Origin of the sequence: Enterobacter sp. WPR_3_1 (assembly GCF_003635055.1) — a bacterium.
Lineage (GTDB): Bacteria > Pseudomonadota > Gammaproteobacteria > Enterobacterales > Enterobacteriaceae > Enterobacter > Enterobacter ludwigii.
Genome location: NZ_RBXU01000008.1, coordinates 810060 through 835666, shown reverse-complemented (window position 1 = coordinate 835666; position 25607 = coordinate 810060). Strand labels below are relative to the sequence as shown.

General features: G+C 42.9%; 26 protein-coding genes and 16 pseudogenes. 6 read left to right on the top strand and 36 right to left on the bottom strand.

What is annotated here, in order from left to right; all coding sequences use genetic code 11:
- Positions 1–5: 5 nt before the first annotated feature.
- Together BJ887_RS05790 and BJ887_RS05785 are read right to left on the bottom strand one after the other, a co-directional pair.
- Complete coding sequence (locus BJ887_RS05790; RefSeq protein WP_121339546.1) at positions 6–479, bottom strand: hypothetical protein; 474 nt, start codon at positions 477–479, stop codon at positions 6–8.
- 421 nt (positions 480–900) lie between these two features.
- Positions 901–1455, bottom strand: a pseudogene (locus BJ887_RS05785) (RHS repeat-associated core domain-containing protein); the annotation flags it as partial.
- Here BJ887_RS05785 and BJ887_RS05780 point away from each other — a divergent pair.
- A pseudogene (locus tag BJ887_RS05780) lies at positions 1445–1873 on the top strand (DUF933 domain-containing protein); the annotation flags it as partial. The pseudogenes BJ887_RS05785 and BJ887_RS05780 sit on opposite strands and share 11 nt — an antisense overlap.
- Positions 1874–1928: 55 nt before the next feature.
- Here BJ887_RS05780 and BJ887_RS05775 read toward each other — a convergent pair.
- From BJ887_RS05775 to BJ887_RS23290, 13 genes and pseudogenes are all read right to left on the bottom strand, one after another.
- Positions 1929–2222: a YciI family protein gene (locus tag BJ887_RS05775; RefSeq protein WP_014170518.1), complete on the bottom strand. Its 294-nt coding sequence runs from the start codon at positions 2220–2222 to the stop codon at positions 1929–1931.
- Between the two features lie 270 nt (positions 2223–2492).
- The gene (locus BJ887_RS23090; protein ID WP_020882339.1) at positions 2493–2693 is read right to left on the bottom strand and encodes a hypothetical protein; all 201 of its coding nucleotides are present in this window, start codon (positions 2691–2693) and stop codon (positions 2493–2495) included.
- A gap of 16 nt (positions 2694–2709) precedes the next feature.
- On the bottom strand, positions 2710–3090 hold the full coding sequence (locus BJ887_RS05765) for a hypothetical protein (RefSeq protein WP_121339542.1): 381 nt from the start codon (positions 3088–3090) through the stop codon (positions 2710–2712).
- A gap of 98 nt (positions 3091–3188) precedes the next feature.
- Positions 3189–3671: a hypothetical protein gene (locus tag BJ887_RS05760; protein ID WP_121339540.1), complete on the bottom strand. Its 483-nt coding sequence runs from the start codon at positions 3669–3671 to the stop codon at positions 3189–3191.
- Positions 3668–4571, bottom strand: a pseudogene (locus BJ887_RS23085) (RHS repeat-associated core domain-containing protein); the annotation flags it as partial. The gene BJ887_RS05760 and the pseudogene BJ887_RS23085, both read right to left, overlap by 4 nt.
- A gap of 31 nt (positions 4572–4602) precedes the next feature.
- Positions 4603–4896, bottom strand: a pseudogene (locus tag BJ887_RS05750) (DUF6386 family protein); the annotation flags it as partial.
- Positions 4897–5100: 204 nt separating this feature from the next.
- Complete coding sequence (locus BJ887_RS05745; RefSeq protein WP_121339538.1) at positions 5101–5571, bottom strand: Imm26 family immunity protein; 471 nt, start codon at positions 5569–5571, stop codon at positions 5101–5103.
- A 369-nt stretch (positions 5572–5940) separates the two neighbouring features.
- Positions 5941–6678: pseudogene (locus BJ887_RS23300) on the bottom strand (RHS repeat-associated core domain-containing protein); the annotation flags it as partial.
- Positions 6679–6854: 176 nt separating this feature from the next.
- Positions 6855–7211 (bottom strand): SMI1/KNR4 family protein, encoded by a 357-nt coding sequence (locus BJ887_RS05735; RefSeq protein WP_121339536.1) that lies wholly within the window; start codon positions 7209–7211, stop codon positions 6855–6857.
- A 358-nt stretch (positions 7212–7569) separates the two neighbouring features.
- Positions 7570–8000, bottom strand: a pseudogene (locus BJ887_RS05730) (RHS repeat-associated core domain-containing protein); the annotation flags it as partial.
- Between the two features lie 727 nt (positions 8001–8727).
- Positions 8728–9474 carry a macro domain-containing protein gene (locus BJ887_RS05715; RefSeq protein WP_121339534.1) on the bottom strand — a complete coding sequence of 249 codons (747 nt, stop codon included), beginning with the start codon at positions 9472–9474 and terminating at the stop codon, positions 8728–8730.
- A 430-nt stretch (positions 9475–9904) separates the two neighbouring features.
- Complete coding sequence (locus tag BJ887_RS23295) at positions 9905–10168, bottom strand: RHS repeat domain-containing protein (protein ID WP_020882325.1); 264 nt, start codon at positions 10166–10168, stop codon at positions 9905–9907.
- Positions 10169–10192: 24 nt separating this feature from the next.
- Complete coding sequence (locus BJ887_RS23290; RefSeq protein ID WP_380025009.1) at positions 10193–10483, bottom strand: hypothetical protein; 291 nt, start codon at positions 10481–10483, stop codon at positions 10193–10195.
- A gap of 269 nt (positions 10484–10752) precedes the next feature.
- Between BJ887_RS23290 and BJ887_RS23285 the strand changes: the two are divergent.
- Positions 10753–10852 (top strand): annotated as a pseudogene (locus BJ887_RS23285) (DUF933 domain-containing protein); the annotation flags it as partial.
- A gap of 13 nt (positions 10853–10865) precedes the next feature.
- On the opposite strand, the pseudogene BJ887_RS05700 reads toward BJ887_RS23285, so the two are convergent.
- The 4 genes and pseudogenes from BJ887_RS05700 to BJ887_RS05690 all read right to left on the bottom strand — a co-directional run.
- Positions 10866–11157, bottom strand: a pseudogene (locus tag BJ887_RS05700) (YciI family protein).
- Positions 11158–11551: 394 nt separating this feature from the next.
- On the bottom strand, positions 11552–12070 hold the full coding sequence (locus BJ887_RS05695) for a hypothetical protein (protein ID WP_049023182.1): 519 nt from the start codon (positions 12068–12070) through the stop codon (positions 11552–11554).
- 8 nt (positions 12071–12078) lie between these two features.
- A complete protein-coding gene (locus BJ887_RS23075; RefSeq protein ID WP_126488231.1) occupies positions 12079–12384 on the bottom strand; it encodes a hypothetical protein in 306 nt (101 codons plus the stop codon).
- A 139-nt stretch (positions 12385–12523) separates the two neighbouring features.
- Positions 12524–13303 (bottom strand): annotated as a pseudogene (locus BJ887_RS05690) (RHS repeat domain-containing protein); the annotation flags it as partial.
- Between the two features lie 25 nt (positions 13304–13328).
- On the opposite strand from BJ887_RS05690, the gene BJ887_RS23070 reads away from it, so the two are divergent.
- On the top strand, positions 13329–13427 hold the full coding sequence (locus BJ887_RS23070) for a DUF933 domain-containing protein (RefSeq protein WP_196761980.1): 99 nt from the start codon (positions 13329–13331) through the stop codon (positions 13425–13427).
- Between the two features lie 70 nt (positions 13428–13497).
- Here the strand turns inward: BJ887_RS23070 and BJ887_RS05680 are convergent, their stop codons facing one another.
- The 6 genes and pseudogenes from BJ887_RS05680 to BJ887_RS23065 all read right to left on the bottom strand — a co-directional run bounded on the left by BJ887_RS05680 (position 13498) and on the right by BJ887_RS23065 (position 15368).
- On the bottom strand, positions 13498–13695 hold the full coding sequence (locus BJ887_RS05680; RefSeq protein ID WP_049023489.1) for a hypothetical protein: 198 nt from the start codon (positions 13693–13695) through the stop codon (positions 13498–13500).
- Positions 13696–13703: 8 nt separating this feature from the next.
- Positions 13704–14008 (bottom strand): annotated as a pseudogene (locus BJ887_RS23280) (colicin); the annotation flags it as partial.
- 46 nt (positions 14009–14054) lie between these two features.
- Positions 14055–14432, bottom strand: a complete 378-nt coding sequence (locus BJ887_RS05675; protein WP_121339529.1) for a hypothetical protein — start codon at positions 14430–14432, stop codon at positions 14055–14057.
- Positions 14433–14437: 5 nt separating this feature from the next.
- Positions 14438–14668, bottom strand: a complete 231-nt coding sequence (locus BJ887_RS05670; RefSeq protein ID WP_229216807.1) for a TNT domain-containing protein — start codon at positions 14666–14668, stop codon at positions 14438–14440.
- Positions 14669–14697: 29 nt separating this feature from the next.
- Entirely contained in the window at positions 14698–14943 is a 246-nt protein-coding gene (locus BJ887_RS05665; RefSeq protein WP_121339526.1) for a hypothetical protein, read from the bottom strand.
- On the bottom strand, positions 14943–15368 hold the full coding sequence (locus BJ887_RS23065) for a hypothetical protein (protein ID WP_229216829.1): 426 nt from the start codon (positions 15366–15368) through the stop codon (positions 14943–14945). The genes BJ887_RS05665 and BJ887_RS23065 overlap by 1 nt, the downstream gene beginning before the upstream one ends.
- Positions 15369–15999: 631 nt before the next feature.
- Here BJ887_RS23065 and BJ887_RS23275 point away from each other — a divergent pair.
- Positions 16000–16099: pseudogene (locus tag BJ887_RS23275) on the top strand (DUF933 domain-containing protein); the annotation flags it as partial.
- A 145-nt stretch (positions 16100–16244) separates the two neighbouring features.
- Here the strand turns inward: BJ887_RS23275 and BJ887_RS23050 are convergent.
- From BJ887_RS23050 to BJ887_RS05635, 6 genes and pseudogenes are all read right to left on the bottom strand, one after another.
- On the bottom strand, positions 16245–16736 hold the full coding sequence (locus tag BJ887_RS23050) for a hypothetical protein (protein ID WP_063934448.1): 492 nt from the start codon (positions 16734–16736) through the stop codon (positions 16245–16247).
- Between the two features lie 103 nt (positions 16737–16839).
- Positions 16840–17055, bottom strand: a complete 216-nt coding sequence (locus BJ887_RS23045) for a hypothetical protein (protein WP_162269160.1) — start codon at positions 17053–17055, stop codon at positions 16840–16842.
- 105 nt (positions 17056–17160) lie between these two features.
- A pseudogene (locus tag BJ887_RS05650) lies at positions 17161–18114 on the bottom strand (RHS repeat domain-containing protein); the annotation flags it as partial.
- Between the two features lie 455 nt (positions 18115–18569).
- On the bottom strand, positions 18570–19052 hold the full coding sequence (locus tag BJ887_RS05645; protein WP_063215734.1) for a hypothetical protein: 483 nt from the start codon (positions 19050–19052) through the stop codon (positions 18570–18572).
- Positions 19053–19817: 765 nt separating this feature from the next.
- Complete coding sequence (locus BJ887_RS05640) at positions 19818–20816, bottom strand: hypothetical protein (protein WP_121339524.1); 999 nt, start codon at positions 20814–20816, stop codon at positions 19818–19820.
- A pseudogene (locus BJ887_RS05635) lies at positions 20816–21955 on the bottom strand (RHS repeat domain-containing protein); the annotation flags it as partial. The gene BJ887_RS05640 and the pseudogene BJ887_RS05635, both read right to left, overlap by 1 nt.
- Here BJ887_RS05635 and BJ887_RS05630 point away from each other — a divergent pair.
- Positions 21945–22367, top strand: a pseudogene (locus BJ887_RS05630) (DUF933 domain-containing protein); the annotation flags it as partial. The pseudogenes BJ887_RS05635 and BJ887_RS05630 sit on opposite strands and share 11 nt — an antisense overlap.
- Positions 22368–22442: 75 nt before the next feature.
- Here BJ887_RS05630 and comJ read toward each other — a convergent pair.
- The 3 genes and pseudogenes from comJ to BJ887_RS05615 form a co-directional block, all read right to left on the bottom strand.
- Positions 22443–22925 (bottom strand): competence protein ComJ, encoded by a 483-nt coding sequence (comJ, locus tag BJ887_RS05625; RefSeq protein WP_121339520.1) that lies wholly within the window; start codon positions 22923–22925, stop codon positions 22443–22445.
- A gap of 141 nt (positions 22926–23066) precedes the next feature.
- Positions 23067–23498, bottom strand: a complete 432-nt coding sequence (locus BJ887_RS05620) for an immunity 26/phosphotriesterase HocA family protein (protein WP_121339518.1) — start codon at positions 23496–23498, stop codon at positions 23067–23069.
- Positions 23495–24142: pseudogene (locus BJ887_RS05615) on the bottom strand (RHS repeat-associated core domain-containing protein); the annotation flags it as partial. The gene BJ887_RS05620 and the pseudogene BJ887_RS05615, both read right to left, overlap by 4 nt.
- A gap of 152 nt (positions 24143–24294) precedes the next feature.
- On the opposite strand from BJ887_RS05615, the pseudogene BJ887_RS05610 reads away from it, so the two are divergent.
- Positions 24295–24378 (top strand): annotated as a pseudogene (locus tag BJ887_RS05610) (DUF933 domain-containing protein); the annotation flags it as partial.
- A gap of 84 nt (positions 24379–24462) precedes the next feature.
- Here the strand turns inward: BJ887_RS05610 and tnpA are convergent.
- The gene (tnpA, locus tag BJ887_RS05605; RefSeq protein ID WP_121339517.1) at positions 24463–24897 is read right to left on the bottom strand and encodes an IS200/IS605 family transposase; all 435 of its coding nucleotides are present in this window, start codon (positions 24895–24897) and stop codon (positions 24463–24465) included.
- Between the two features lie 219 nt (positions 24898–25116).
- Positions 25117–25599, bottom strand: a complete 483-nt coding sequence (locus BJ887_RS05600; RefSeq protein ID WP_121339515.1) for an SMI1/KNR4 family protein — start codon at positions 25597–25599, stop codon at positions 25117–25119.
- Positions 25600–25607 lie beyond the last annotated feature (8 nt).

Below are 25607 nucleotides of genomic sequence, written 5' to 3'. Positions count from 1 at the left end.
ATCTATCAGTAGATAACTAGTTTTCCCGCAGGCCAAGTTCCTGACCATCCACAAGGCATATGACCAGCTTCATAAACATTAATCAATCCGTTAAAAAAAAACGGCTCTCGTAGTAAAGAACTATACGCATCTTCAAGCAAGTAATTCACAAGATCCCATTTTAAGTTCTCAATCATTGAGCTTTTCTCAGAATCTGGGAAGATTATTTTTGGGATAATATCATTCTCCGCCACTTTCTTAGCCTCTTTGACCAAAGAGTTCCAATATTGATAATTGTTAGTATGTTTCTTTGCGAGATAACCTGTTATTTCATTGCCAGCTTCCAATGTGGCACTTTCCCATTCATCGCTATTCAAGCCTTTTATAAATAAGCTAAGAGACTGAACCTGGATAACCCCAGGGAGGGTCGTCGCCACACCAAGATTAACAAACCAATTAATTTTGGTTAACCTGTCTATTGCTAACGGGGATATTTTCATGATTTAACCTGATTTATTTTTCCTGGGATCCCAGGTACGTTCATACCACCAAGCGCACCATGCTGCATTCGATTTTGAATACTATATCTGACTGCTTCTTTCACCTGATTTGCTGGTAAACCAGCAGCCTCCAGTGGATGCTTCAATGCCTGAGTATAATGGAGATTGGAAGGCATTTCTCGGTATGAAGCTCCGCCTTTCCTAAATTGATTCAAAACTGTTCTAAAGATTTATGAGCTTCATAATGTGGAATACCTGGTTGAGTGAACGCATTACCTTCTAATTTTATCGCTGCTCCACTATTAGTAGGAATAATGTCACGGAATGCAGCATCCTGATTTAAGTGATGTGATTGTCCAGGGCGTAAGTCATTTTTTAAACTTCCATGAGGACCTAAAATCGGACCATCTTCCGTAGACTTGCATTTCAACCCCCACGGATCCACCCACCCCAGCGCATTCGGCGCATACTGGTAAAGGTTTATCCCCCCCGCCAGCCCTATCGGGTCCTGCTGCGTAAACCTACCGCAGTCCGGGTCGTAATACCGGAACAGATTGTAGTGCAGCCCTGTCTCACGGTCCAGGTATTGCCCCTGCATGCGCAGGTTCTGAGAATATCCTGATACCTGCGTCTCGCTTTCCCGCAGCAGCTTGCCCCAGGCGCTGTTCACCCCTTCCCAGACAAACCGGGTGGTGACCGGCTTGCCGGTTGGCTGTCCGCCCAGCATCTGGCGACGCGTTTTGCTGATGCGTCGCCCGAGCGGATCGTAGCGGAAGCTGACCTGCGTCTGCGGTTTGTTGCGGTCCCGCGGCTGGCTGATGACTTCCGTCAGACGGTGCTCACCGTCGTAGCGGTAGTGCCAGCGGGTCTGGCCGTTATCCTTCTCCACGGTACGGCCATGGATGTCATAACGCCAGCAAATGCCGTTCAGCTGTGTCAGGCGGTTGTGCGTGACCTTCTCAGCAGAACCTTCGAGCAGTGAAGGTTCGGTAGTGGTAGTGGTAGCGGTTTGCGCCGCGGTGGAATCCGATACCGCTGAAATGGACGACGCCGATCGTGAAGAGTCCATGGCCGAGCAGGGTCTGGAAGAGCCGGGCCTGAACCGCATGATCCGCGCGGGCTATGAGCTGCTGAACCTGCAAACCTACTTCACCGCTGGTGTAAAAGAAGTGCGTGCGTGGACCATCCCTGTCGGTGCGACTGCGCCTCAGGCAGCCGGTAAGATCCACATCGACTTCGAGAAAGGCTTCATTCGTGCGCAGACTATCGCGTTTGAAGACTTCATCACCTACAAAGGTGAGCAAGGCGCGAAAGAAGCGGGCAAGATGCGTGCGGAAGGGAAAGATTACATCGTTAAAGATGGCGATGTGATGAACTTCCTGTTTAACGTTTGATTTGTTTTGAATGAAAAAAATCCACGCTTTGGCGTGGATTTTTTTCATTCCGGGGTTAAAACACATTTTCCAGGAGTTCTGTTTTCATGCTGGGTTCAAAGGGAATGATTTCAACAGTCGCAAGCTTTAACTTCTGAAAAGGATCCTCGCGTAAGCGCTCTTCAAGAGAGGCAAGACTCTCGCACTTAGCGAGAATGACACCGCCGTTTCTTGGGATCCGTCTACCGGACGCCAGAAAAATCCCCTCTGCATACCCCTTTTTTAGCCACTCAACATGAGCAGGTATCGCTGCGTCGATTTCATCGAGTGGTTTTATATAGGTCAAAATGACAATGTAAACCGTGCTCATCCTTTGCCTCTTAACTCTGTTTTTTTAAACCTCTTGTTGGAACTGCTGATACAGTCCCTGTTTTGCCACCGATTATAGTTATCATTTTTTTAGCGCTTTTGATCTTAATATGCAGGGCCCGATTGAGACAATCGCGTTACGCTTCATATCCCAGGAATAAAACCAATCATGCCAACCATTTTGTTTTGCTGGATAGCTACAGAAAACGACCACTTCCTTTGACAGATTGAATGTTAAGTAATAGAAAGTCGCACCTTCAGGAGGTGCAGATCAAAATAGTTTTTCGCCCTGAGCATCGAAGATGGTCAAAACGGTTGGTAATGGCTTAGACTCGCTTAACGCAAAGACTAACTGGCGTGTTGAGTCGACCATTGCATGGTCTAAAAATGGCATACTAACCACTCTGTTACTTTCACCACTAGCCCAATGAAGCAGGTTATTTTCTTTAAAATAAATGAGATTTTCAATCATTGGTAAACCTCAACTTTTAAAGTTTGATCTTTTTCAAATCACCTTCAAAAAGCCCCACAAGATATACCCGGTATCGTGCTGGTTGCACTTCTTTATACGTTAATACACTAGAAAAATCTTTCAAACACTTTGAACATGTATTTTTCGAAACATCTAATTGGCTATCGTCGTAGCTATATTTCTTATGTTCACTAACAAGCTTCACACCTCTCCTTTTCTTAACCAAAAAGCTTTTTACCTCTTCAGTAAGCGTGTCAAACTCATATGAGTTTACGATAGAGTAGACTATTACCCCGTCACATTCAGGGCATGATATTTCCTTTCCATACTCTATGAAATCATTGTCAATGCCATCGAGGACTAATAACTTCTTTTTAAGTCGATTAGTTATTTTCATTTCCTCTATAACTTTTAACTCCAATAATAAGTAAGATTAAAAGTAAATGGATGATGTTATTAGTCAATAACTTAATTTAGGCAAGCCTTGGTTATTGATTATATTGAATGCCAAACTATATATATACCATGGTTGAATGACTTTGTCTCATACGAGACAGAAATTCGGCCCCATTCATAATCCCATCTAATCATTTCTGTTTTCGTAATATCAGGAACCCCTAAATTCAGAGAAAGGTTTAGCCAATCAGACAAGCTTTTCACTGAGTTATTTAGCATGTTAATATTAGTTCTCGCATCCCAGTCCTTTAGGGATTTATAATATTCACTATCTTTATCGACAAGATGAACCACAAAAGGAAAACCAAAACCTATTGGCCGTATGTTAATTTCAAATTCTTTATCGCAAAAAAACACCGGATCAATAAGATAGTGATAAGGCATGTATTTCTTTACAGCATTAAACGTATTTAGTTTGTGATAAAGTTTACTGTTGCAAAATCCTTCTTCAGTATCAATCTCTAAAGTTAGACCATCGAAAATTAGCTTTCCCGTTTTCGCATTAAAATTTAAGTTTATCATATATCTATAATCTTTCCTGGGGTTAAAAGATGTCTCGATTCCTCTGGGATAAAGAACTGAAGTCCTCCCCCATCTCCATACAACTTATTGGCTGCAGCTCTACCGTAAGCAACATCTATGTCTTCGCTTACATAGAAAGCCCTTAATTTCGTACGTACAGGCCATCGAGGATCTAATTTTACCTGTAACGCTTGATGATAACCCAAAGGATCGCCTCTATATTGATTGACTGTTGGGAATGTCACAGTATATGAGGGTTGTTGATTCCCATTCGGGTAAAGAGCATAAAGAATTGTACCATTTTTCAGCTTCCTATTCTTATAAACATCAATACCGGGATAATCATCATTTCCAGGGCCTTGCCACTTCGTTGCTTCTTTAGATGGATCCTTACATTTACGACTCAACCCCCACGGATCCACCCACCCCAGCGCATTAGGCGCATACTGGTAAAGGTTTATCCCCCCCCGCCAGCCCTATCGGGTCCTGCTGCGTAAATCTTCCGCAGTCCGGGTCATAATACCGGAACAGATTGTAGTGCAGCCCTGTCTCACGGTCCTGGTATTGCCCCTGCATGCGCAGGTTCTGAGAATATCCTGATACCTGCGTCTCGCTTTCCCGCAGCAGCTTGCCCCAGGCGCTGTTCACCCCTTCCCAGCGCACCTGCCCTTCGATATCCGTCATCCGCTCCGGCGTGCCGTTCGGCTGGCAGTGGAACCAGAAAATCTCCGGGGAATCAACGCCATCGACAGGCGCCAGCGGATCGTAACTGTCCTGATCGCTGTAGACACAGGTCAGCGGCACGTCCCCGTGCACTTCCTGCAGCAGACGGAACCCTTCCCAGACAAACCGGGTGGTGACCGGCTTGCCGGTTGGCTGTCCGCCCAGCATCTGGTGTAAAGGAAATGAGAACATCCGCACCTTGTTTTGTATATTTAACTTCATAATTGCCAGGTTCTAAAGTAATAAACTCATCTGACATAGCTTCGGAGTCATCAGGATCAAGGGCGCCGCCCGTAACATTCTCCCCCTCCCCGATGAAAACTTTCCCAGAAGATACGCTTAAGAATTATGCAACTGTATACTCACCAACATCGTATCTAATATTGACATTATAGGTTCCGTCACCACCAAGATTGGAGATAACATATTGCATTTTTATTTCTTCATCTTTTGGTAGACTGCACCAATCTACATCCTCATTAATTCTATGCTTTAATAGCATTAAATCATAAATAACTAATACGGCAGCATCGGTTTCTATAGTTATAAATTATCAAGTAATAAATGAAGGGATTAGGTTAAAAATAGGTATAAGCCCACCTGGTACTCAAAAATCTAACAATATGTTTTTTATAAGCTAATCATCATAACATGCTGCGGTAAAAATAAAAGACCGAAAAACACAAACTACTCACCGACCTGCATATTAGTTAACTATACTTTCTATAGATTTTACAACGCTTTTATAGAATTGAATCGACTCTTCACCGATTAGTATATTCTCAATCGGCGAGTCTACTGCCACGCCATGATGATCATATATTTTATTTCTAACAGGGTTTTTAAAATAATGTTGAGGTAAGACATCCACTTCGCGCATGTCGATAGTTTTAAACGTTACGAAATAACCGTTTTTCCAACATGAATTATCAGTAATAATTGGCGACAGCAGCAAATTATCTTTTGCCAATACAGCATCTTCTTGAAGCGAAAATGTAAAATAGTTATATATATATATAACTATGGCATTCTTGAACGGGCCGACATCTATTTTACCCAAAGAGACCATGCCATAGCCTAACCGACCATCATTTAACTGAAAGTAAAAAACATCGCCTTCTTTAGGCCATTTTTTTTGATTTTCTTTTGCTGGCACTATAGTAAGTCTATCGGCCATTTTCCATTAACCCTATTATTTAAGCCAATTTCCGCCACACATAATAGCATCCGAGTATAACTTTCTTGTCGGACTTATGCTATTGATAGAATTTTAAAAGTGGGGATTATTGTGAATAATTTCTGGTTCTCTGATCCACGCATGACCGCAATTTAACAGTTCTTCAGTAATTCTAACTATTTTGTCGAACATTTCACCAAGTCACCAAGCTGTACAGCACGGATATCTACATCCTTAGTGATCCCTACATAGATAGGTCTGACATCTTTATATCTTAAATACACATGGGTATTATTTCCACTTTTTTCTTTTAATCCACTCAGCAAAAGACATGTTACTCATTGATCGTTTAGGGCATCCGCTTTTGCAAACGGTTAAACCAACAGGATCCACCCACCCCAGCGCATTCGGCGCATACGGGTAAAGGTTTATCGCCCCACCAGCCCTATCGGCCCCTGCTGCGTAAACCGCCCGCTGTCCGGATCGTAATACCGGAACAGATTGTATGCAGCCCGGTCTCACAGTCCAGGTATTGCCCCTGCATGTGCAGGTTCTGAGAAAATCGTGATACCTGCGTCTCAGCTTCCCGCAACTGCTTTCCCCACGCGCTGTTCACCCCTTCCCAGCGCACCTGCACTTCGCTATCCGACGTCCGCTCGGGCATGCCGTTAGGCTGGCAATGGAACCAGAAGATCTCCGGGGTATCTACGCCGTCAATTCGTACCAGCGGATCGTTGCTGTCCTGATCGCTATAGACATAGGTGAGCCGCACATCCCCATGCACCACCTGCAGCAGGGGGAACCCTTCCCAGGCAAACCGGGAAGTGACTAGCTTGCCAGTTGCCATCCAGCATCTGGTATCGCGTTTACGCCAGCGAATGCCATTCAGTTGCGTCTTACAATTATTAACGACCTACTACTTAGCAGAATCTTCGAGCGGGTTATCTGCTGCATGACAGCGGCGCTGGCGACGGGCATTGCCGACAAAGACGTCCCGGCTATACAGTTGGCCCATGCGATCGTACTCGCTGCGGGTGGTCAGAAGCCTTGTGTACGGCTGATCTCACGGTAGAGTACGTCGCGAGTATACTCACCGCTAATCGAGAGCAAGGTGCAAAAGAAGCAGACAAGGTTCTTGCCGAAGAGTAGGATTATATCGTTCAGATGGTGACGCGCTGAACTTCTTGTTTAACGTTTAATTTGTTTTGAACAAAAGAAATGCACGCTTTGGCGTTGATTTTTATTGATATTAAACTAATAGTCCATAAATGAATCAGAAACTCTTATAACATAAATATAGTATTACTTTCTTTAATCATATCCAAGCTTCCTAACGCACCAAGTTCTAAAGAATAAACCTCATCAGTACCTCTACACAAATTCAGAAAATACCCCAGATCGCCATCTTGACCAATCAATAAAAATTCAGGTTCAACCTCTTGAATTTTGTATGTAATATTTCTTTCAAGTAAATCGAAACAATTGAATACATATAACTGTTCACCATTCGCTCTTTTAATCTCATAAGAGTCAGTGTCTCTAACATTCTCAACCATAAATCGCTTATATTCAGCAGGTAAAGATTTGTGCACTAGTTGTTCAATTTTATCCAACTGATCGATTAAATCCTGTTTTACCATATTTGTTTACCGATATAAGAACAAGCCATATTAAAAACAAATGTCATTGCAATTAGACTAGCATTTGTTAGTGAATCAGTAGAAATTAACAATGTGGAAAAGTGTTGTAAATTGCCTACAGATAATTAGTTGTTAATTGTTTTTATAGAATCCATGCAAACTACACCTATCCCAAACTTTTATTAATGCCGATATGTTTCTTCAGCGTTTAGGATTATAACCTTCAAAAATATTTTTTCAAAATAAATTTCGCACCCAATAATGAGCATCAAGTCCAGTGTGGCCATCATTAACTATATCTCTCAAATAAGGATAGCTTCCAATTTCATAAACACTTAATCTATAATGACCTATCTATCGGTGCATACTGGTAAAGGTTTCCCCCCCGCCAGCCCTATCGGGTCCGACTGAGTAAACCGTCCGTAGTCCGGGTCGTAATAACGGAACAGATTGTAGTGCAGTCCTGTCTCACGTTACAGGTATTGCCCCTGCATACGCAGATCCTGGGAATAACATGATATCTGCGTCTCGCCTTTTCGCAGCAACTTGCACCAGGCGTTGTCTCCCCCTCTCCAGCGCACCTGCCCTTCACTATCCATCATTCGCTCCGGCATGCCGTTAGGATGGCAGTAGAACCAGGAAATCTCAGATCAGCAACGCCATCAATACGCGCCAGCGGATCGTAGCTCTCCTGATCGCTGTTGACATAGTTCAACGGCACATTCCCCGCACTTCCTGCAGCAGGCGGACCCCCTCTCAAGCAAACCGGGTGGTGATGGGCTTACCGGTTAGCTTTACGCCAGCGAATACCATTCAGCTGTGTCAGCCAATCTTACTCGCTACGGATGGTCAGCAGCCCTGCGTAAGGCTGGTCTCACGGTGGAGTACGTCGCGAGTATACTAACCGCTAATCGAGAGCAAGGTGCAAAAGAAGCAGACGAGGTTCGTGCGGAAGGGAAAGACTATATTTTTAAAGATGGCATCGTGTTAACCTATTGTTTAAATTGTAAATTTCATAAGTTAACTATCTTATGCCCTCTTGCGCATAGAGAACTTAAGGTATTTTTAGGCCGATCCTGAAAAGCACGCTGTTTTCCATAAACATAAGCATCGTTAAAATATTTATTCGCTTCCTCGAATAATTCCACTCGTAACGGACCGTACCGAGGTCGATAAATGGCGCAGTACCTATATTCGTTCGACGTGTGCGTAATGTGGTCTCACCCCATTTCTTCGCCTTATCATACTCCGCGAGATCGAAGTAAGGGCTGTACAAGCATACAAATATCCAGTTGGCAAGTTCCAATGCACCCTTCAGCTAAGATAGCGCTTTCTGGACTTGTTGTTATTGCTCAAAGCCTCGATGTAGTTCTTGTTATCGTGTAACTCGTTTCCTTTTCAATAGTATTTATTATAGATATTTGCATACTAAAGTCCTTGCCTATGTCAATAATGCATTTATTTTAGAGCAGCAAATAAGCCTTACTAAAAAACCGTATCTAAATTTAACTTAAAATTATAAAGTCAATACAGTACAATCAATCATCTTATAACAAATATTTTTTAATATTAATGACTCTATAATACTCCAATCACCACCACCAAGGCCAGCTCCTATTCTTGGCATTTGTACTGAAAGACGATTCACCAACGCAAAGTCAGACAATTTTGCGAGACAAACATCTAAGAATTCATAGCATACATATTGATTATCATCATTGTTATTTTTCTTGATCCCATCCTGAGCAAACATATTAGCAACAAATATCCTTTTTTGATCATCAACCATAACAAAATCTACCGTGCCTAATTCTGGAACGCCGTTATCTTTAAAATTGTTGTGATAGTTTTCCTTCGAAGCAGGATATTTTTTCGAAAGAGACAAAACAAATCCCTTTCCCCATTTGCCTTTGTTATTTACAATGTGAGCAATGATTGTGGATTTGTTCAAACACTTTACAGCATCTCCGGATAAATACTTTATTCGGTTTTTTTCTTTAAATGAATCGAGTGAATCCATCCAGACACTTTCAAATTCTTCATTTGAAATCTCTTCAGAGTCACTTAAGTCTAAGTCGCTTTTCTTACCATCATAAAGCAGGAAACCTACTTGTTCGTTTTTATCTAACAAAGAGGAAGAAGCATAATACTCACCATCAATAATATTTATTTGACGTGTCGCGACATCTCCTATAAATTCACTAAGAATGCGCCCTTGCCCAGAGATAAAATCAACGTTTCCTTTAAAATATTTTTTCTCCAACTATAATCCCTCCCTCTTTTAACAATTCTTGTAGAATCATCAAAATCTTTTATATACAAGATCAAAAGTGTATTTTCTCGTGATTCAATTACCGTCTAAGCCAATAGCAGCTATTTCTACAAAATGGCTTATTCCTTTTAATTTTCTTGCATTACCATATCTATCAACTTCTAATTGGCCTAGTAACATTTTCACAATTGCATCAATATCTTTGAAGTGTTAGTCCGCCAATCATTTCAGGTATGATATTAATGAAGTATTGTCCATCCTCGAAGCGGACAAGTATATCTCCTGTTGAAGGTCTTATTACACCACTCTTCGTGATATCTTTCATCTCTTCTTCGGCTGTATCATGAATCAATGTGTAAGAAGTCAACCCCACCCAATCGCATTCGGCGCCTACGGGTAAAGGTTTATCCTCCCACTAGCCCTATGTGTCCTGCTGCGTAAACCGCCCGCAGTCCGGGTCGTAATACCGGAACAGATTGTAGTGTAGCCCTGTCTCACGGTCCAGGTATTGCCCCTGCATCCGCAGGTTCTGGGAATATCCTGATACCTGCTTCTCGCTTTCCCGCAGCAGCTTGCCCCAGACGCTGTTCACCCCTTCCCAGCGCACCTGCCCTTCGATATCCGTCATCCGCTCCGGCGTGCCGTTCGGCTGACAGTGGAAACAGAAGATCTCCGGTGCTTCCACGCCGTCAATGCGCGCCAGCGGGTCCTAGCTGTCCTGATCGCTGTAGACACAGGTCAGCGGCACGTCCCCGTGCACTTCCTGCAGCAGACGGAACCCTTCCCAGACAAACCGGGTGCTGACTGGCTTGCCGGTTGGCTGTCCGTCCAGCATCTGGCGTCGCATTTTGCTGATGCGGTGACCGAGTGGATCGTAGCGGAAGCTGACCTGCGTCAGGCTGTTGTGCGTGACCTTCTCAGCAGAATCTTCCAGCGAGTTACCGGCAGCATCCCAGCGCCACTGCTCCTTGCCGGGCAGCGTGCCGTCCTGAACAAGCAAACGCCCGGCGCTGTCGTACTGCCAGCGGTACCAGCTGAACGGGTTATCGTCCCGCTATTCCCGTATCAGGTTATTACGGTAGTCATAATCCCAGCGGCGATACCCGCATCGCGGTGCCGGACGCTGGGCATTGCCGGTAAAGACGTTCCGGCGATGCAGTTGACCAAGACGGTCGTACTCGCTGCGGGTAGTCAGCAGCCCCTGGGTGCGGCTGGTCTCATGGTGAAGTTCGTCGCGGCTAAAATCTGAAACCGACAGCTTATTGAGAGCAGGGTGAACAAGGCGCGAAGAAGCAGGCAAGATGCGTGCGGAAGGCAAAGATTACATCGTTAAAGATGGCGATGTGATGAACTCTTGTTTAACGTTTGATTTCCTTACGGGGTCAAAACACATTTTCCAGGAGTTCTGTCTTCATACTGGGTTCAAAAGGAATGATTTCGGCAGTCGCAAGTTTTAACCTCTGAAAAGGATCCTCGCATAAGCGCTCTTCATGAGAGGCAAGACTCTCACACTTAGGGAGAATGACACCACCGTTTCTTGGGATCCGTCTACCGGACGTCAGCCCCCCCCTCTACGTATCCTTTTTTAAGCCACTCAACATGAGCAGGTATCGCTGCGTCAATCTCTTCGAGTGGTTTTATATAGGTTAAAATAACTATGTAAACCGTGCTCATCCTTTGCCTCTCAGTTAGGTTTTTACGCCGATTGTTGGAACTGTTTATGCAGCTCCTCTTTTGCCACCCGGTATTGTTATAACGTTTATGTGTATTTTAATCTTAATACGCGGGTCCGGATTGGGAAAATACGTTATGCATCATATGAAAAACCAATCATGCCAGCCGTTTTTTTACCGCATAACTACAGACAATGATGACTTCCCTTGGAAGAGTGAATGTTAAGCAATAAAAAAGTCCCTTGGGGAGGTGCAGACAAATATACTTTGTCACACAGTGCATTGAAGTTTGTCAAAACGCCTGGTAACGGCTTTTGTTCATTTAATACAAAGACTAATTAACGTGTTGAATCTAACATTGCATAGTCTAATAATGATATGCCGAAAGTATATTTTTACCGTTTAACGATCACAATGCTTCTATAATCTGTTTCATTTTTTATCCAGAATATTTCATCTTGAGGTAACGTTCCATCACTGCAGAAATCAACAAGTTTACCTAACCATCCATCAGGAACATATTTGTGATAATGCATATTCTCAACATATTCAGAATATAGTCGCTTACTATCAAAGTCTATAAATAAATCCGGCATTAGATCATATATATCCCACCAGGTTGTTTTTTCTGAAAGCCTATTGTAAAACGCCACAGACATATCATCCTTATCGTATAAATAACCCTCTTTAATTAAGTTATCAATGAATATTTGTACGTTTTCTTCATTTACTACTGGTATGTCATATCTTTCTTTATGGATATCCTGTAAGTTAATTTCCACCCCGTTTTTCACAAAATCGTCTACCCATTTAACTCTGTCCAAAACCCACATTTCTTTAAAGGCAACGAACCAGTAAAATCTTCCTTCGTTCTTCACTATTACAAGGAGTTCATCATCTTTATTAACATTCATATAGTAACCTATTTTACATTCCCCGAGCCTGGAATCGCTACTTCTTCAAGCCATTCTGCCCACATTGATGGTAATTCATACGATCTACCTGGCGTTGTCGGATCGACACGCTTAGGAGCTAACCAACCTTGATTTAACGGATTAGTACGATAAACGGCCTGAGGTATTGCACTTTCTTCTATGAAATCCGCCATCCACTTAGGAAGTTGAAAGGAGACAATTTCTGCATTACCACCTCTAATATCAAGGAAATGCTGAGCATGCGAGCTATCTCCAATACTGATATTTAAGGTTCCACTATTTAAGTGGTCCACGCTGAATTTTGGGGTTATTAGCAGAATCTAATTTGATTCTGACCCGACTTGCATTTGGTGGAATTCCCGCTTGAACCCTAAATATAGACTCAGTTGCATTGGGATCCCCTCTCTTGCATAGACCCAGCGGAGCTATTCAACCTAATGGATTAGGAGCATAGCTGTAAAGATTTAACCCGCCATATAGCCCTATCAGATCCTGCTGCGTAAACCGTCCGCAGCCCGGGCCGTAATACCGGAACAGTTTGTAGTGCAGCCCTGTCTCACGATCCAGGTATTGCCCCTGCATCCGCAGGTTCTGGGAATATCCTGATACCTGCGTTTCACTTTCCCGCAGCAGCTTGCCCCAGGCGCTGTTCATCCCTTCCCAGCGCACCTGCCCTTCAATATCCGTCATCCGCTCCGTTGTGCCGTTCGGCTGATAGTGGAACCAGAAGATCTCCGGGGCATCCACGCCATCAATGCGCGCCAGCGGGTCGTAGCTGTCCTGATCGCTTTAGACACAGGTCAGCGGCACGTCCCCGTGCACCTCCTGCAGCAGGCGGACCCCTTCCCAGACAAACCGGGTGGTGACCGGCTTGACGGTTGGCTGTCCGCCCATCATCTGGCGTCGCGTTTTGCTGATGCGGCGACCGAGCGGATCGTAGCGGAAGCTGACCTGCGTCTGCGGTTTGTTGCGGTCCCGCGGCTGGCTAATCACTTCCGTCAGGCGATCTTCACCGTCGTAGCGGTAGTGCCAGCGCGTCTGGCCGTTATCCTTCTCCACAGTGCGGCCGTGGATATCATAGCGCCAGCGAATGCCGTTCAGCTGCGTCAGGCGGTTGTCCGTGACCTTCTCAGCAGAACCTTCCAGCGGGTTACCGGCAGCATCCCAGCGGCACTGCTCCTGGCCAGGCAACGTGCTGTCCTGTACAAGCAAAATATTGAGGGTAAGGGTCAGCAAGGTGCGTAAGGAGGAAGTCCGAATGCCTGTTGAAGGTAAAGATTACATCGTTAAAGATGGCGACGTGGTGAACATCTTGTTAACGTTTGATCTGTTTTGAATGGAAAAAATCCACGCTTTGGCATGGATTTTTTTCATATGGGAGACTCATTGCGCCACCAGAATAATATTTATAGTTGGATTGGTTTGTAGTTTATAATTTTATCAGCAATTTCTTCTGCGCTAAGTTCTTCATAATAAATGTAATTGGCTGCCTGAGGGTCTGCGACACTTCTACAAAGTAGGTCAATGTTGTTCTCAGCTTCCTCTTCTGTACCTTCACTACGTTGGATTTTTTTTATCAGTTCAATAAGCTTTTGTCTTTGCATATTACTCCTTAAAAAGGATAAGCACGGTCTAGTGTGTCAAGGTGATATCTTGGCGTAATAATTACCAGATTATCAATATCATATACACCGCCTCCATGTTGGGCAGGGGTTCTATGGTGTAGTACAAAATATCTATTTTTCACGTTCCATTGCATAGCATGCGCTATTGGAGCTTTCCGCCCCGCATTCTGGTAACATTTGATGAACAACATTGCTTTGAAAGATGCGAATCGAAATATCCCCCTATACAGAAGTTCTCGCTAAAATCATCAAAGGATTTTACTTCCCGGCCTCGTAATTTATCGACAATAGAAGATGGGAATAAACTTGCATCACCATGCTATTTCGCTGAAATAGCGTTAATTGCAGTCAGTTAATACAAACCCTAATAATATGATTTTATATCTGGCAGCCTGACTTTCACCCTCAGCTAAAACTATATGCAAAACATTGCCTGCAAACAAACTGGAATAAACATAAATATCTAAATCGTTATATTTATAGGAGGGGCTTAGATCATCGCTATATGTTTTAATCTTTATCCCAGAGATATTTTTCAAGATTTGTTTTTTTAAATCATCATGTATACCCCAAAGAGGTTTGGCATCTTCATTTTTGAAAACAATCTCGCAATCTAACTTTGGTATGGATATTTTTTCTGAATAATCATAAAAATCATCATCCTTTCCATCATATATTGTTCTCTTGGGTTTAAAATTATAACTTCCCAGACTCATGAAATTTATTTCTCTCTAATTTTTTTATCAGCCAATAGTTGTTTTATTGATTTAGATAGTGCATATTGAGTTCCCCCTCCTGGTTGTTCAAACCAAGGTATCGCGGGTCCTGCATATGCATGTACTGGAGCAACCACTTCGTAGGTTTTATATGGTTTATCTAGCGTATCCAAAGGCAAGACTCGGCTTTCGAAAGATGCTCCAGCAGGATATTCACGCTGGTTTGTAAGAACCATTTCCAATGGAATCTTTGTGACAATAAAACCTATTGCCAATGGTTCAATAAATTAATCCACATTTCTTTTTCTCCAGCGATGACTTTTATATTTTCTCTATTTTCTTTTACATACTGCATGTACGTTTCATAAATACCTCTTATTGTCACAGTTTTTTCAGAGCGAGAAGCTTCAATCAAAGTTATTAGCTTTTCTAAATAACGTGCGGACTCTACTCTTGACTTAAAAAACTCCTTGAAATAATCGAGCACCTCATTGTATGAATCGTAATTCATTATTCCTCCGGAAGAATATCAATTTTGTCGAAAGTAATTTCCCGTTTTTCTGCGTGCATTTGTTCTACGCCCCCTTTCCCATACTGCGGATAAGCATTTGTAAATTGTTCTAATGGTGCACCAACTTCATCCCCAAACATTCTTGGATGCCTCACTTGAGGAGTACCATTTTCATAAAGTTGCAATGTATCAAATGTTCCTCTAATTCTTGCATCACTCCAAGAAACATCCGCTGGTAAAGTCGGATCAACTTTATCAGGACCTTTTATCTGAAACGCATCACGAGCCGCTTTACCCGTATAAAATTTTTCGAATCCAAAATACGTTTCAGGCACTTTTTTAGTTTCGATAAGACCAGGAACCCATTTATCTAAACTGCCATCGTCATTCAAATATCGGACATAACGATAAGCAGTTGAAGGCATTGTAGCGCCTGGACCAGCAGGCCCAACATAGAAATCAGGTTTTGTTTTACCGCTACACTCACGACTCAACCCCCACAGATCCACCCATCCCAGCGCATTCGGCGCATACTGGTAAAGGTTTATCCCCCCCGCCAGCCCTATCGGGTCCTGCTGCGTAAACCTACCGCAGTCCGGGTCATAATACCGAAACAGATTGTTGTCAGTCCTATCTCACGGTCCAGGTATTGCCCCTGCATACGCAAGTTCTGAGAATATCCTGATAGCTGCGTCCCGCTTCCCTGCAGCAGTTTTTCCCAGGCACTATTCGCCCCTTCCCAGCGCATCTGCTCCTGGCCGGGCAGCGTGTCGTCCTGAACAAGCAAACGCCCGGCGCTGTCATACTGCCAGCGGTATCACCTGAACGGGTTATCGTCCCGCTATTCCCGTATCAGGTTATTACGGTAGTCATAATCCCAGCGGCGATACCCGCATCGCGGTGCCGGACGCTGGGCATTGCCGGTAAAGACGTTCCGGCGATGCAGTTGACCAAGACGGTCGTACTCGCTGCGGGTAGTCAGCAGCCCCTGGGTGCGGCTGGTCTCACGGTGAAGTTCGTCGCGGCTAAAATCTGAAACCGACAGCTTATTGAGAGCAGGGTGAACAAGGCGCGAAGAAGCAGGCAAGATGCGTGCGGAAGGCAAAGATTACATCGTTAAAGATGGCGATGTGATGAACTCTTGTTTAACGTTTGATTTTCTTACGGGGTTAAAACACATTTTCCAGGAGTTCTGTCTTCACACTGGCCTCAAAAGGTATGCTTTCAACAGTCGCAAGCTTTATTTTCGACACCCCATCATTAAATAATTGCGAGGTTTTTTACACCAATGCGCATTCAATTCATGATTTTATATTATTCCATTTGCAATAATCCCTCCAGGATTTTTCATCTCTGAAACCAGAACGATAATTACAATAAATTGCACCTAAACAATTCCAATGGTCATATGCCGTATTAATATGGCCCCATGCACCATGAATTGGGAGGTCAACATTAGTTTTTTCTTTGAACCAACACCTTAATTTTTTTGTGACTTTCCCCTCTGGATTTTTTTGCTCCCCATCGATTAATTTATAAGGTGCGAAACTCCAACTACCTATAATAGCATTTTCATCATTAGGTTGAATAAAGTTAACTATCAAATAAATATCACCATGCGTATTTCCTTTTATGTTAAAAATAGCTCTATAAGAGACTGTATCACATCCCTTATCTGGCCAAGGCTCCCAATTTAAATTATCATTATTCATTATTTCTTTTTTGGTTATAAGTGGTGTCAGCATCAGCATTTTATTGAAGAAAAAAGCGCCTGTATCTATAGCAAGATTCATAGTCATATTCCGATATCAAAAGGCTTGCCAATAGGCTCAAGCACAATTTTATAATTTGAAAGGAAAATTGTGTTCCTCCTCCCTGACCAAAAACAACAGGATCTTATGATAATGCTTGTCCCGTTCCAGCAACTGCATCTCGTTTTACACGGTACGCCTGAATTTTGCTACGGAATCCAAATATTCTATGTGGCTGTACCTGCAACCTCTCCCATAGTTTTTGTCTACTACCGCCAGCGGCATCGAGAGTTGCCTTATCAAAATAAAAACCAGATTGTCCAGGAGCACCACCGTAGATGACATCACCTTCTTTTAACATTGTGTCAGACCATAAGTCGCGTCCTTTGTACTCCCCATGACCTTGCCACTGCCTGCCGAAAGCAGCCTGATTATGGTCATTTGCTTTCGTCGGTGCACATCTTGGTTTCAACCCCCACGGATCCCCCCATCCCAGCGCATTCGGCGCATACTGGTAAAGGTCTATCCCCCCGCCAGTCCTATCGGGTCCTGATGCGTAAACCGCCCACAGTCCGGGTCGTAATACCGGAATAGAATGTAGTGCAGACCTGTCTCACGATCCGGGTATTGCCCCGCATACGCAGGTTCTGAGAATATCCTGATAACTGCGTCTCGCTTTCCCGCAACAGCTTGCCCCAGGCGCTGTTCACCCCTCCCCAGCGCACCTGCCCTTCGCTATCCGTCATCCGCTCCGGCGTACCGTTGGGCTGGCAGTGGAACCAGAAGATCTCCGGTGCATCCACGCCATCAATACGCGCCAGCGGATCGTAGCTGTCCTGGTCGCTGTAGACACAGGTCAGCGGCACGTCCCCGTGCACTTCCTGCAGCAGGCGGAACCCTTCCCAGACAAACCGGGTGGTGACAAGCTTACCGGTTGGCTGCCCGCCCAGCATCTGGTGTCGCATTTTACTGATGCGGCGACCGAGCAGATCGTAGCGGAAGCTGACCTGCGTCTGCGGTTTGTTGCGGTTCCTCGGGTTTGGCCGTTATCCTTCTCTACGGTGCGAGCATGGATATTATTATGCCAGCGAATACCATTCAGCTGCGTCAGGCGGTTGTGCGTAACCTTCTCAGCAGAACCTTCAAGCGGTTTACCGGCAGCATCCCAGCGCCACTGCTCCTGCCCGGGTAGCGTGCCGTCCTGAACAAGCAAACGCCCGACGCTTTCGTATTGCCAGCGGTACCAGCTGAACGGGTTATCATCCCGATCTTCCCGTACCAGGTTATTGCGGTAGTCGTAATCCCAGTGGCGGGACTCGCATCGCGGTGCCGGACGCTGGGCATTGCCGGTAAAGGCGTTCCGGCGATGCAGTCGACCAAAATAGTCGTACTCGTTGCGGGTGGTCAGCGCCCCCTGCGTGCAGAATGGAAAAATTGCACTGTTAAAGATGACGACATACTAAACTTCCTGAGTAAAGTTTAAATAGTTTCAGTTGTGTCTTGAGACTCTCTTTACCTTATGGCATTTACTAATAACCAACGCCATATCTTGTTTTTTATTGAAAGATCAACTAAGGTGTATATAGTGAATCCTGGAAGTGAGTAATTCATTTCGCCATAAATCCAATTTTTACAAAATTATTATCTAACTATTCTTTATGCATTTCATTATACATTTCTCTTTTTTAGACTCACTTATAAAAGATGTACGAAGAAGATTATTATTTCATTTGGAAAAAAGGGATTAATCCGAGTTTTTATCTCGTATACCAAATAAGGCAGTCATCTATAATAAATTTAAATATCACTATTGGACAATATGACTTTCGTTCCATGAGTGGATAACTCATATATGTAATGTACGATTTATTACCATCAGAGATTAAGATCCCATTCAATATATATCCCACAATCAAAGGATCTTTCATTTGATTGCACTGTTATCTCTCCCCATTCATAAGTCCATTTTGTTCCATATGGAGGCTTATTTATCTTTCCCATATTGTTTCTGGAAAATTTATTTTGAACCCATTCTGTCAATCGTCTTTCTTCCTCTTCTAGATTTTTTAACGATGCCCTCTTATCCCAATCTTTGAGTGATTGATAAAAATCTCCGTCTTTACTTGTAAGAAAAAGAGATGGATTAAATGAGAAAATTGCTGGTCTGAACTCTACGATAAAGTTCTGCCCTTCCCATTCAATATCATCTTTCGAAAAATAAAATTTACCTATCTTAGTAAATTGCGGATGGGTTTTGTAAAAGTCAGATGAAGTAAATGTTTCAAAAGAACTAAGTTCAATAGGATAATTATCAATTTTAACATTCCCATTTTTTACATTAAATGTCATCTTTTTCATATATCTATAACCTTACCAGGAATTAATTTACCTCTTGCTTCTTCAGGTATGTAAAACTGCATCCCCCCCCTTTCCGAACTGAGGATTCGCCGTTGCACGACCACTAGCAACAAATATATCCTCAGATACATAATATGCCCTAACTTTGGTTCGTACAGGGAAATCTGGGTTAAGTTTCACTTGTGACACCTCATGATATCCTAATGAATCACCTTTATATTGCCTAACTGTAGGATGAGTTACGGTATATGCAGGTAACTGATCACGATTTGGATGCAATGCATAGAGGATCGTTCCTTTTTTAAGCGTTCTGTTCGGTAACTATCAATACCTTTATAATCTTTATTATGAGGTCCTTGCCACTTATCACATCAGCACCATCAACTTCGCGATAAACTTTCCAGTATTCATTACCATGAATATGAGGTTGAGAGGAAATCTGGACGTTATCTTTCAACACATTCGGTAAGTTTATGGAGTCATAGCGCCAGCGAATGCCACAAAGTCGTCAGTGGTTTGTTAGCATAACCTTAAATACCGAACATCAATAAAATTCATATGATACTTTTTGTTAAGAAAATAATCCGTAATCTTTATAGCAGCGTACACTAATGCACTGTATGAGATATACATATTGTTCTATTGACAACATGCGTACCGTAAAGTTATTAACAGTCCATAACCTGGATTTTTAGAATCGAGGGTTCCACATCGGATTCATTATTCAAATCCTAACACCCTCGATTGTAGTCGAACATTAACATTTTAAATCGAATATATTAAATTAAATAATTTCCGATCTTCACCTTCAGGTTCGAATTTATATTCATCACCAACTAACTTCAGTATTTTTTCTTCATCTACAAAGAAACCTCTGTATACTATAGCGGAAATTATCCTTCCAAATATATCTGAAGAAACATGTCTTCTCAATGTTTTAAGATCTGCTAAATTATCTCTAAGAATATAATAAGCGTAATTCATTAGAATGAAGTTGGATATTAATAAATTTTTTGTAGATTGATACTTACCAAAACACTGATCCAAAGCTTTATATATTATTTTTTTAGATCTTTTATATGCATTAATAAAATTACCAGGATCGATAAGATAACAATTTTTATCATTAAACAACAGGTGATTATCTTCGTTATTCGCAACAAACAAAAAATTTAATACCGATGATTGATAGTATTTTATAGCCTTAATATCTTCAAAGTTTTTCTTTTTTTCAAATTGTGCATAAAATTGCTCAAGCAATGATAATACAGTTACATTGCCATGCTGGACAGTATTTATACAGAGCCCGTCATTAGTAATGCATAGCAAATTATAAGAGTCATCATCCATGCCCATTTCAAAACACAAAAACCTTAAAAAAAAGCCTTTTGCTTTTATTGCGTAATCTTCTTTGCTGTTTTTTAAGGAAAGAAGTTGATGTATATAAAATAATATAACAATATCTTTATCTATACGCTGTCGATTATCTATTTGAAACAGATAACCTAATCGAGAAAGAAAAACTTCAAATGCATATTTCCCTTCTTCACTTAGGCCTAGCTTCTTTAATGCACGCTGTAACATAAATTTAGGAAAGCAAGTTTGCCAACGACTCAACTCTGCATACTTCCCATTTTCTTTTTTAAAATAAACGGGAAAAAGATCTGGTTCATCTTTAACATAGACATAATTTCCAAAACTTTCAATCTCTGCTCTCGCATTAGTGAAGTGTTCAATTTTATGTAGATACATTTCAAAAATCATTAAGTAATCCTCTTACCACATTTCTTCCAATTACCTTTAGCATCTTTCTTTTCAATCTGAAATGAAGTGATTTTATCATTAAAACGAGGAAGGATATTTTTACCGATGCCCCCTGCTCCTAGTTTATTTCTCTTTGATAGAACTCCATCTTTTAGCCCGGTTTCTTTGTAATCAACTTTTGATATATCGCTATGTTGATTAAGAAGCTCAACCCCAGAGTCATTTACGGTCATAACGGCACGATACTTTTCATTTCCAGGGTTAAACCCTGGTCGGCTATCATGATTAACCCATATGGCTTTTTCACCACGATTATTAGGAACCAATCCGCCTTTACCATCGCGTTCAGAAGCTGATGCAATCGCTTCATCTTTACTCATATAGCGTATAACTTCCTCTTGTTTTAATCCCAGAGGGTCTATTCGGGTTAAACTATTTGCACCATACTGGTAAAGGTTTATCCCCCCCGCCAGCCCTATCGGGTCCTGCTGCGTAAACCTACCGCAGTCCGGGTCGTAATACCGGAACAGATTGTAGTGCAGCCCTGTCTCACGGTCCAGGTATTGCCCCTGCGTGCGCAGGTTCTGAGAATATCCTGATACCTGCGTCTCGCTTTCCCGCAGCAGCTTGCCCCAGGCGCTGTTCACCCCTTCCCAGCGCACCTGCCCTTCGCTATCCGTCATCCGCTCCGGCGTGCCGTTGGGCTGGCAGTGGAACCAGAAGATCTCCGGGGCTTCCACGCCGTCAATGCGCGCCAGCGGGTCGTAGCTGTCCTGATCGCTGTAGACACAGGTCAGCGGCACGTCCCCGTGCACCTCCTGCAGCAGGCGGACCCCCTCCCAGACGAACCGGGTAGTGACCGGCTTGCCGGTTGACTGCCCGCCCAGCATCTGGCGACGCGTTTTGCTGATGCGGCGACCGAGCGGATCGTAGCGGAAGCTGACCTGCGTCTGCGGTTTGTTGCGGTCCCGCGGCTGGCTGATGACTTCCGTCAGGCGATGTTCACCGTCGTAGCAGTAGTGCCAGCGGGTCTGGCCGTTATCTTTCTCCACGGTGCGGCCGTGGATGTCATAGCGCCAGCGAATGCCGTTCAGCTGCGTCAGGCGGTTGTGCGTGACTTTCTCAGCAGAACCTTCGAGCAATGAAGGTTCTGTAGTGGTAGCGGTTTGCGCCGCGGTTGAATCCGATACCGCTGAAATGGACGACGCCGGCCGTGAAGAGTCCATGGCCGAGCAGGGTCTGGAAGAGCCGGGCCTGAACCGCGTGATCCGCGCGGGCTATGAGCTGCTGAACCTGCAAACCTACTTCACCGCTGGTGTAAAAGAAGTGCGTGCGTGGACCATCCCTGTCGGTGCGACTGCGCCTCAGGCAGCCGGTAAGATCCACACCGACTTCGAGAAAGGCTTCATTCGTGCGCAGACTATCGCGTTTGAAGACTTCATCACCTACAAAGGTGAGCAAGGCGCGAAAGAAGCGGGCAAGATGCGTGCGGAAGGGAAAGATTACATCGTTAAAGATGGCGATGTGATGAACTTCCTGTTTAACGTTTGATTGGTTTTGAATGAAAAAATCCACGCTTAGGCGCGGATTTTTATTCCGAGATAAATTTCCCAGATAGTATTAAATTTAAAAAATACCTTCTTTGAGAGGATGGTATTTTATTCCTCCCCAAGGGTCATCTAGCAAAAACTTAGCAGCAACAGCTTCTTTTGCCGGTACAAGAGTGAAATTATAGTAAATTTCATCGCCTTCACAAATCTCATAAAAGAGTGAATAAACTTTATCGATCACATCTATATTTAAATCGAATTTCTCAGTTGCAGAAGCGATTTGCAGCTTATGTTTATCCGTAATGAAAAATGGTACAACAATACAGCGCTGAGCATTTTCATCCAATTTGAAAGCATTCTCTATTTTGATATTGACGATTGCTCCAAACGCGTCCTCTGGTAATGGATCGAATATAACATAATCCTTGTGAAGAACAGCACCTTGAGAAACATTACCCTTTCCCCATTGACTCAGCTTTTCGTCATAGTCTCGGGATCGTAACACTATTTGACTATGTGAAATCAGTAGATCAACCATTTGTATTTTTTTATCATTCATTACATTACCTCGATTTTTATTATCGTTCTACCTATAATGTGAGATCAGGACATCAAAAATAAAATACCTGTGATATTTTTAAGGTGTTAATGAGTGGCGGTAATACGAAATCTGACAGGGGAAGCACCCTACCCCTGATGCTCAAATATTGGCCAGGATATTATCGACAAGCTCAAACCCTGAAACCCCCATTGTTGTGTAATTAGGGTATTCGGCAACAGATAACCGCCTGATTTCGTCCTCTCCATTATATAAACCACCAGCATAATTAAATATTTTCAATTGTTTTTTTTCTTCTGTAAGATCAGTGTGACCAATAATTTTCCAAACGCCTTTGCTGATATTTTGGTTGCCGGTAAAGATAACTTTCGTCTCTTTACCAAACTTTTCAAAACTTAGCGGTGTTAATGAACCGCCATCAATAAGCTCTTCAGTCTGCTGTATCGATAATATGCAGAACCCTATTGCTTGCTTAAATTTTTTGCTTGAAGCAAAAACAATATGACAAATCGCATATTTCCCATTGCTCAATGGAATGACAAAGATGTCACCCTCTTTGTATTTTACTTTCATAAGCCATTACCTTTCAGTATTGATAACGCATCATTCAATACTTTTCCACCCCAATCACTGCTATGACCCGCAATATCATATGTGCTAGCATTTGGGTTATTAGGACTATACGATCTGATTTTATTGAGGAGATTTGTTAAGGAATTCGTTGAATTAGCTCCACCATTAAGATCCATAATTCTTTGTCCCAAGTATTTAGCTTCAGCTTTGGTTAAATTATTATCAGATATGGTCAGCTGTTCCAAATGAGATTTACCCGGTGTATTCGCATGGCTATTCAAACGCATTGGCGCATCCCCACGTCCTACATAGATAATATTCTTTCCATCGTGTAGCACATACAACCCTTGTCCATTTACAGGATCATAATGTTTGCCTGTCCCCCCAGCCCTACGTGTAGAAGGTAAACCCTTACAAGGTGTTAGACCTAAAGGATCAGTCCAGATTATAGGATTAGGAGCATAGCTGTAAAGATTTAACCCGCCATTTAACCCTGTCGGGTCCTGCTGCGTAAACCGCCCGCAGTCCGGGTCATAATACCGGAACAGAATGTAGTGCAGCCCTGTCTCACGATCCAGGTATTGCCCCTGCATGCGCAGGTTCTGGGAATATCCTGATACCTGCGTCTCGCTTTCACGCACCAGATTATTACGGTAATCGTAATCCCAGCGGCGATGCAGTCGGCCAAGACGGACAGGTGGTCAGCAACCCTTGGGTGCGGCTGATCTCACGGTGAAGTTCGTCGCGGCTAAAATCTGAGACCGACAGCTTATTGAGAGCAGGGTGTACAAGGCGCGAAGAAGCAGGCAAGATGCGTGCGGAAGGGAAAGATTACATTGTTAAAGATGGCGATGTGATGAACTTCTTGTTTAACGTCTGATTTTTTTGAGTAAAAGACCACCTTCTTAGAAGGTGACTTTTGAGAATGCCCCCTGTAAGTGGGGCTACTATCACTTTCCACTAACTACTCTAACGATTCCATCTGCTGTTCATGTGTCTGTTCCGTTTTCTCCTGATGCCGCACATATCGTCTGATTATTTCTTCATTTACACCCACCGTATCTACAAAGTATCCGCGGGACCAAAAATGATTGCCCCATAGCTTCTTCTTTATGTGCGGAAAACGATTGTAGAGCCTGATAGCGCTGCGGCCTTTCAGATGCCCCATCAGAGTGGATATAGAGATTTTCGGTGGGACAATGACAACAAGATGTACATGATCTGGCTGAACATTTAGCTCCAGAACCTCACAATCTTTGATTCCGCAGAGAATGTAGATTGTCCTGTAAAGTTCTTTACCCGGCTTATCTTTCAGGATCCTGAAAGGGTACTTCGGCGTCCAGACTATGTGGTATTTGCAACGCCAATATACATGTGATGAACTCCTGTAAAGCCCCATGTCGGTTTGTCTCCTTTTGCTTGTGGTGAGTAAGCAAAGATATTCCGACATGGGCATTCTTCAGGCTAGAGCCTTACAGGAACAATCACCACCTCCCCAGGAGGTGGTTTAGGGATGACAACAAAAAACTCTGTAGATTCTACAGAGTTTTACAAGGAAATAAATTTTATCGCAAGAGTTACCACATCAAATAAAATAACAACTATCTTCAAGCATTCTTTAAGTTAGATCTTCTTCTTTTACTAATCCGTTAACAAAGTTATCAAATGAATTTGTCAGAAATCTTTGAAGTTTTACGTGATTCTCTTGCATAGTTAAATCCTCATCAAAAGAATCCGTTGCATAATATATAATAGAGTAATTATCCAAATCGATGCAGAAGAAATTCCCCCCCCAATCATTTGCAAAAGGAAGAAGATTTTTAGGAATTACATCTCTCTCCAACATGCTGATATAGCAACCATCTATTAAAGATCTTGGGTCATTATTTGTCTTGCTATTATAAACAAACGGTTTAAAACATGCTACCTCTACTGGCTCAAACTCATCCTCACTATCCCACCAACTTTTCTCAGGAATGCCACCATTAAACTGTAAATAATGTAAAACGAAATCTTCAGGAAGATGGATAGATAATTTATCTTCCACTTTAACAATATCTGCACGTTCAATCTTTTTTTCACAGCTACTGAAACGATTCATACATCTAT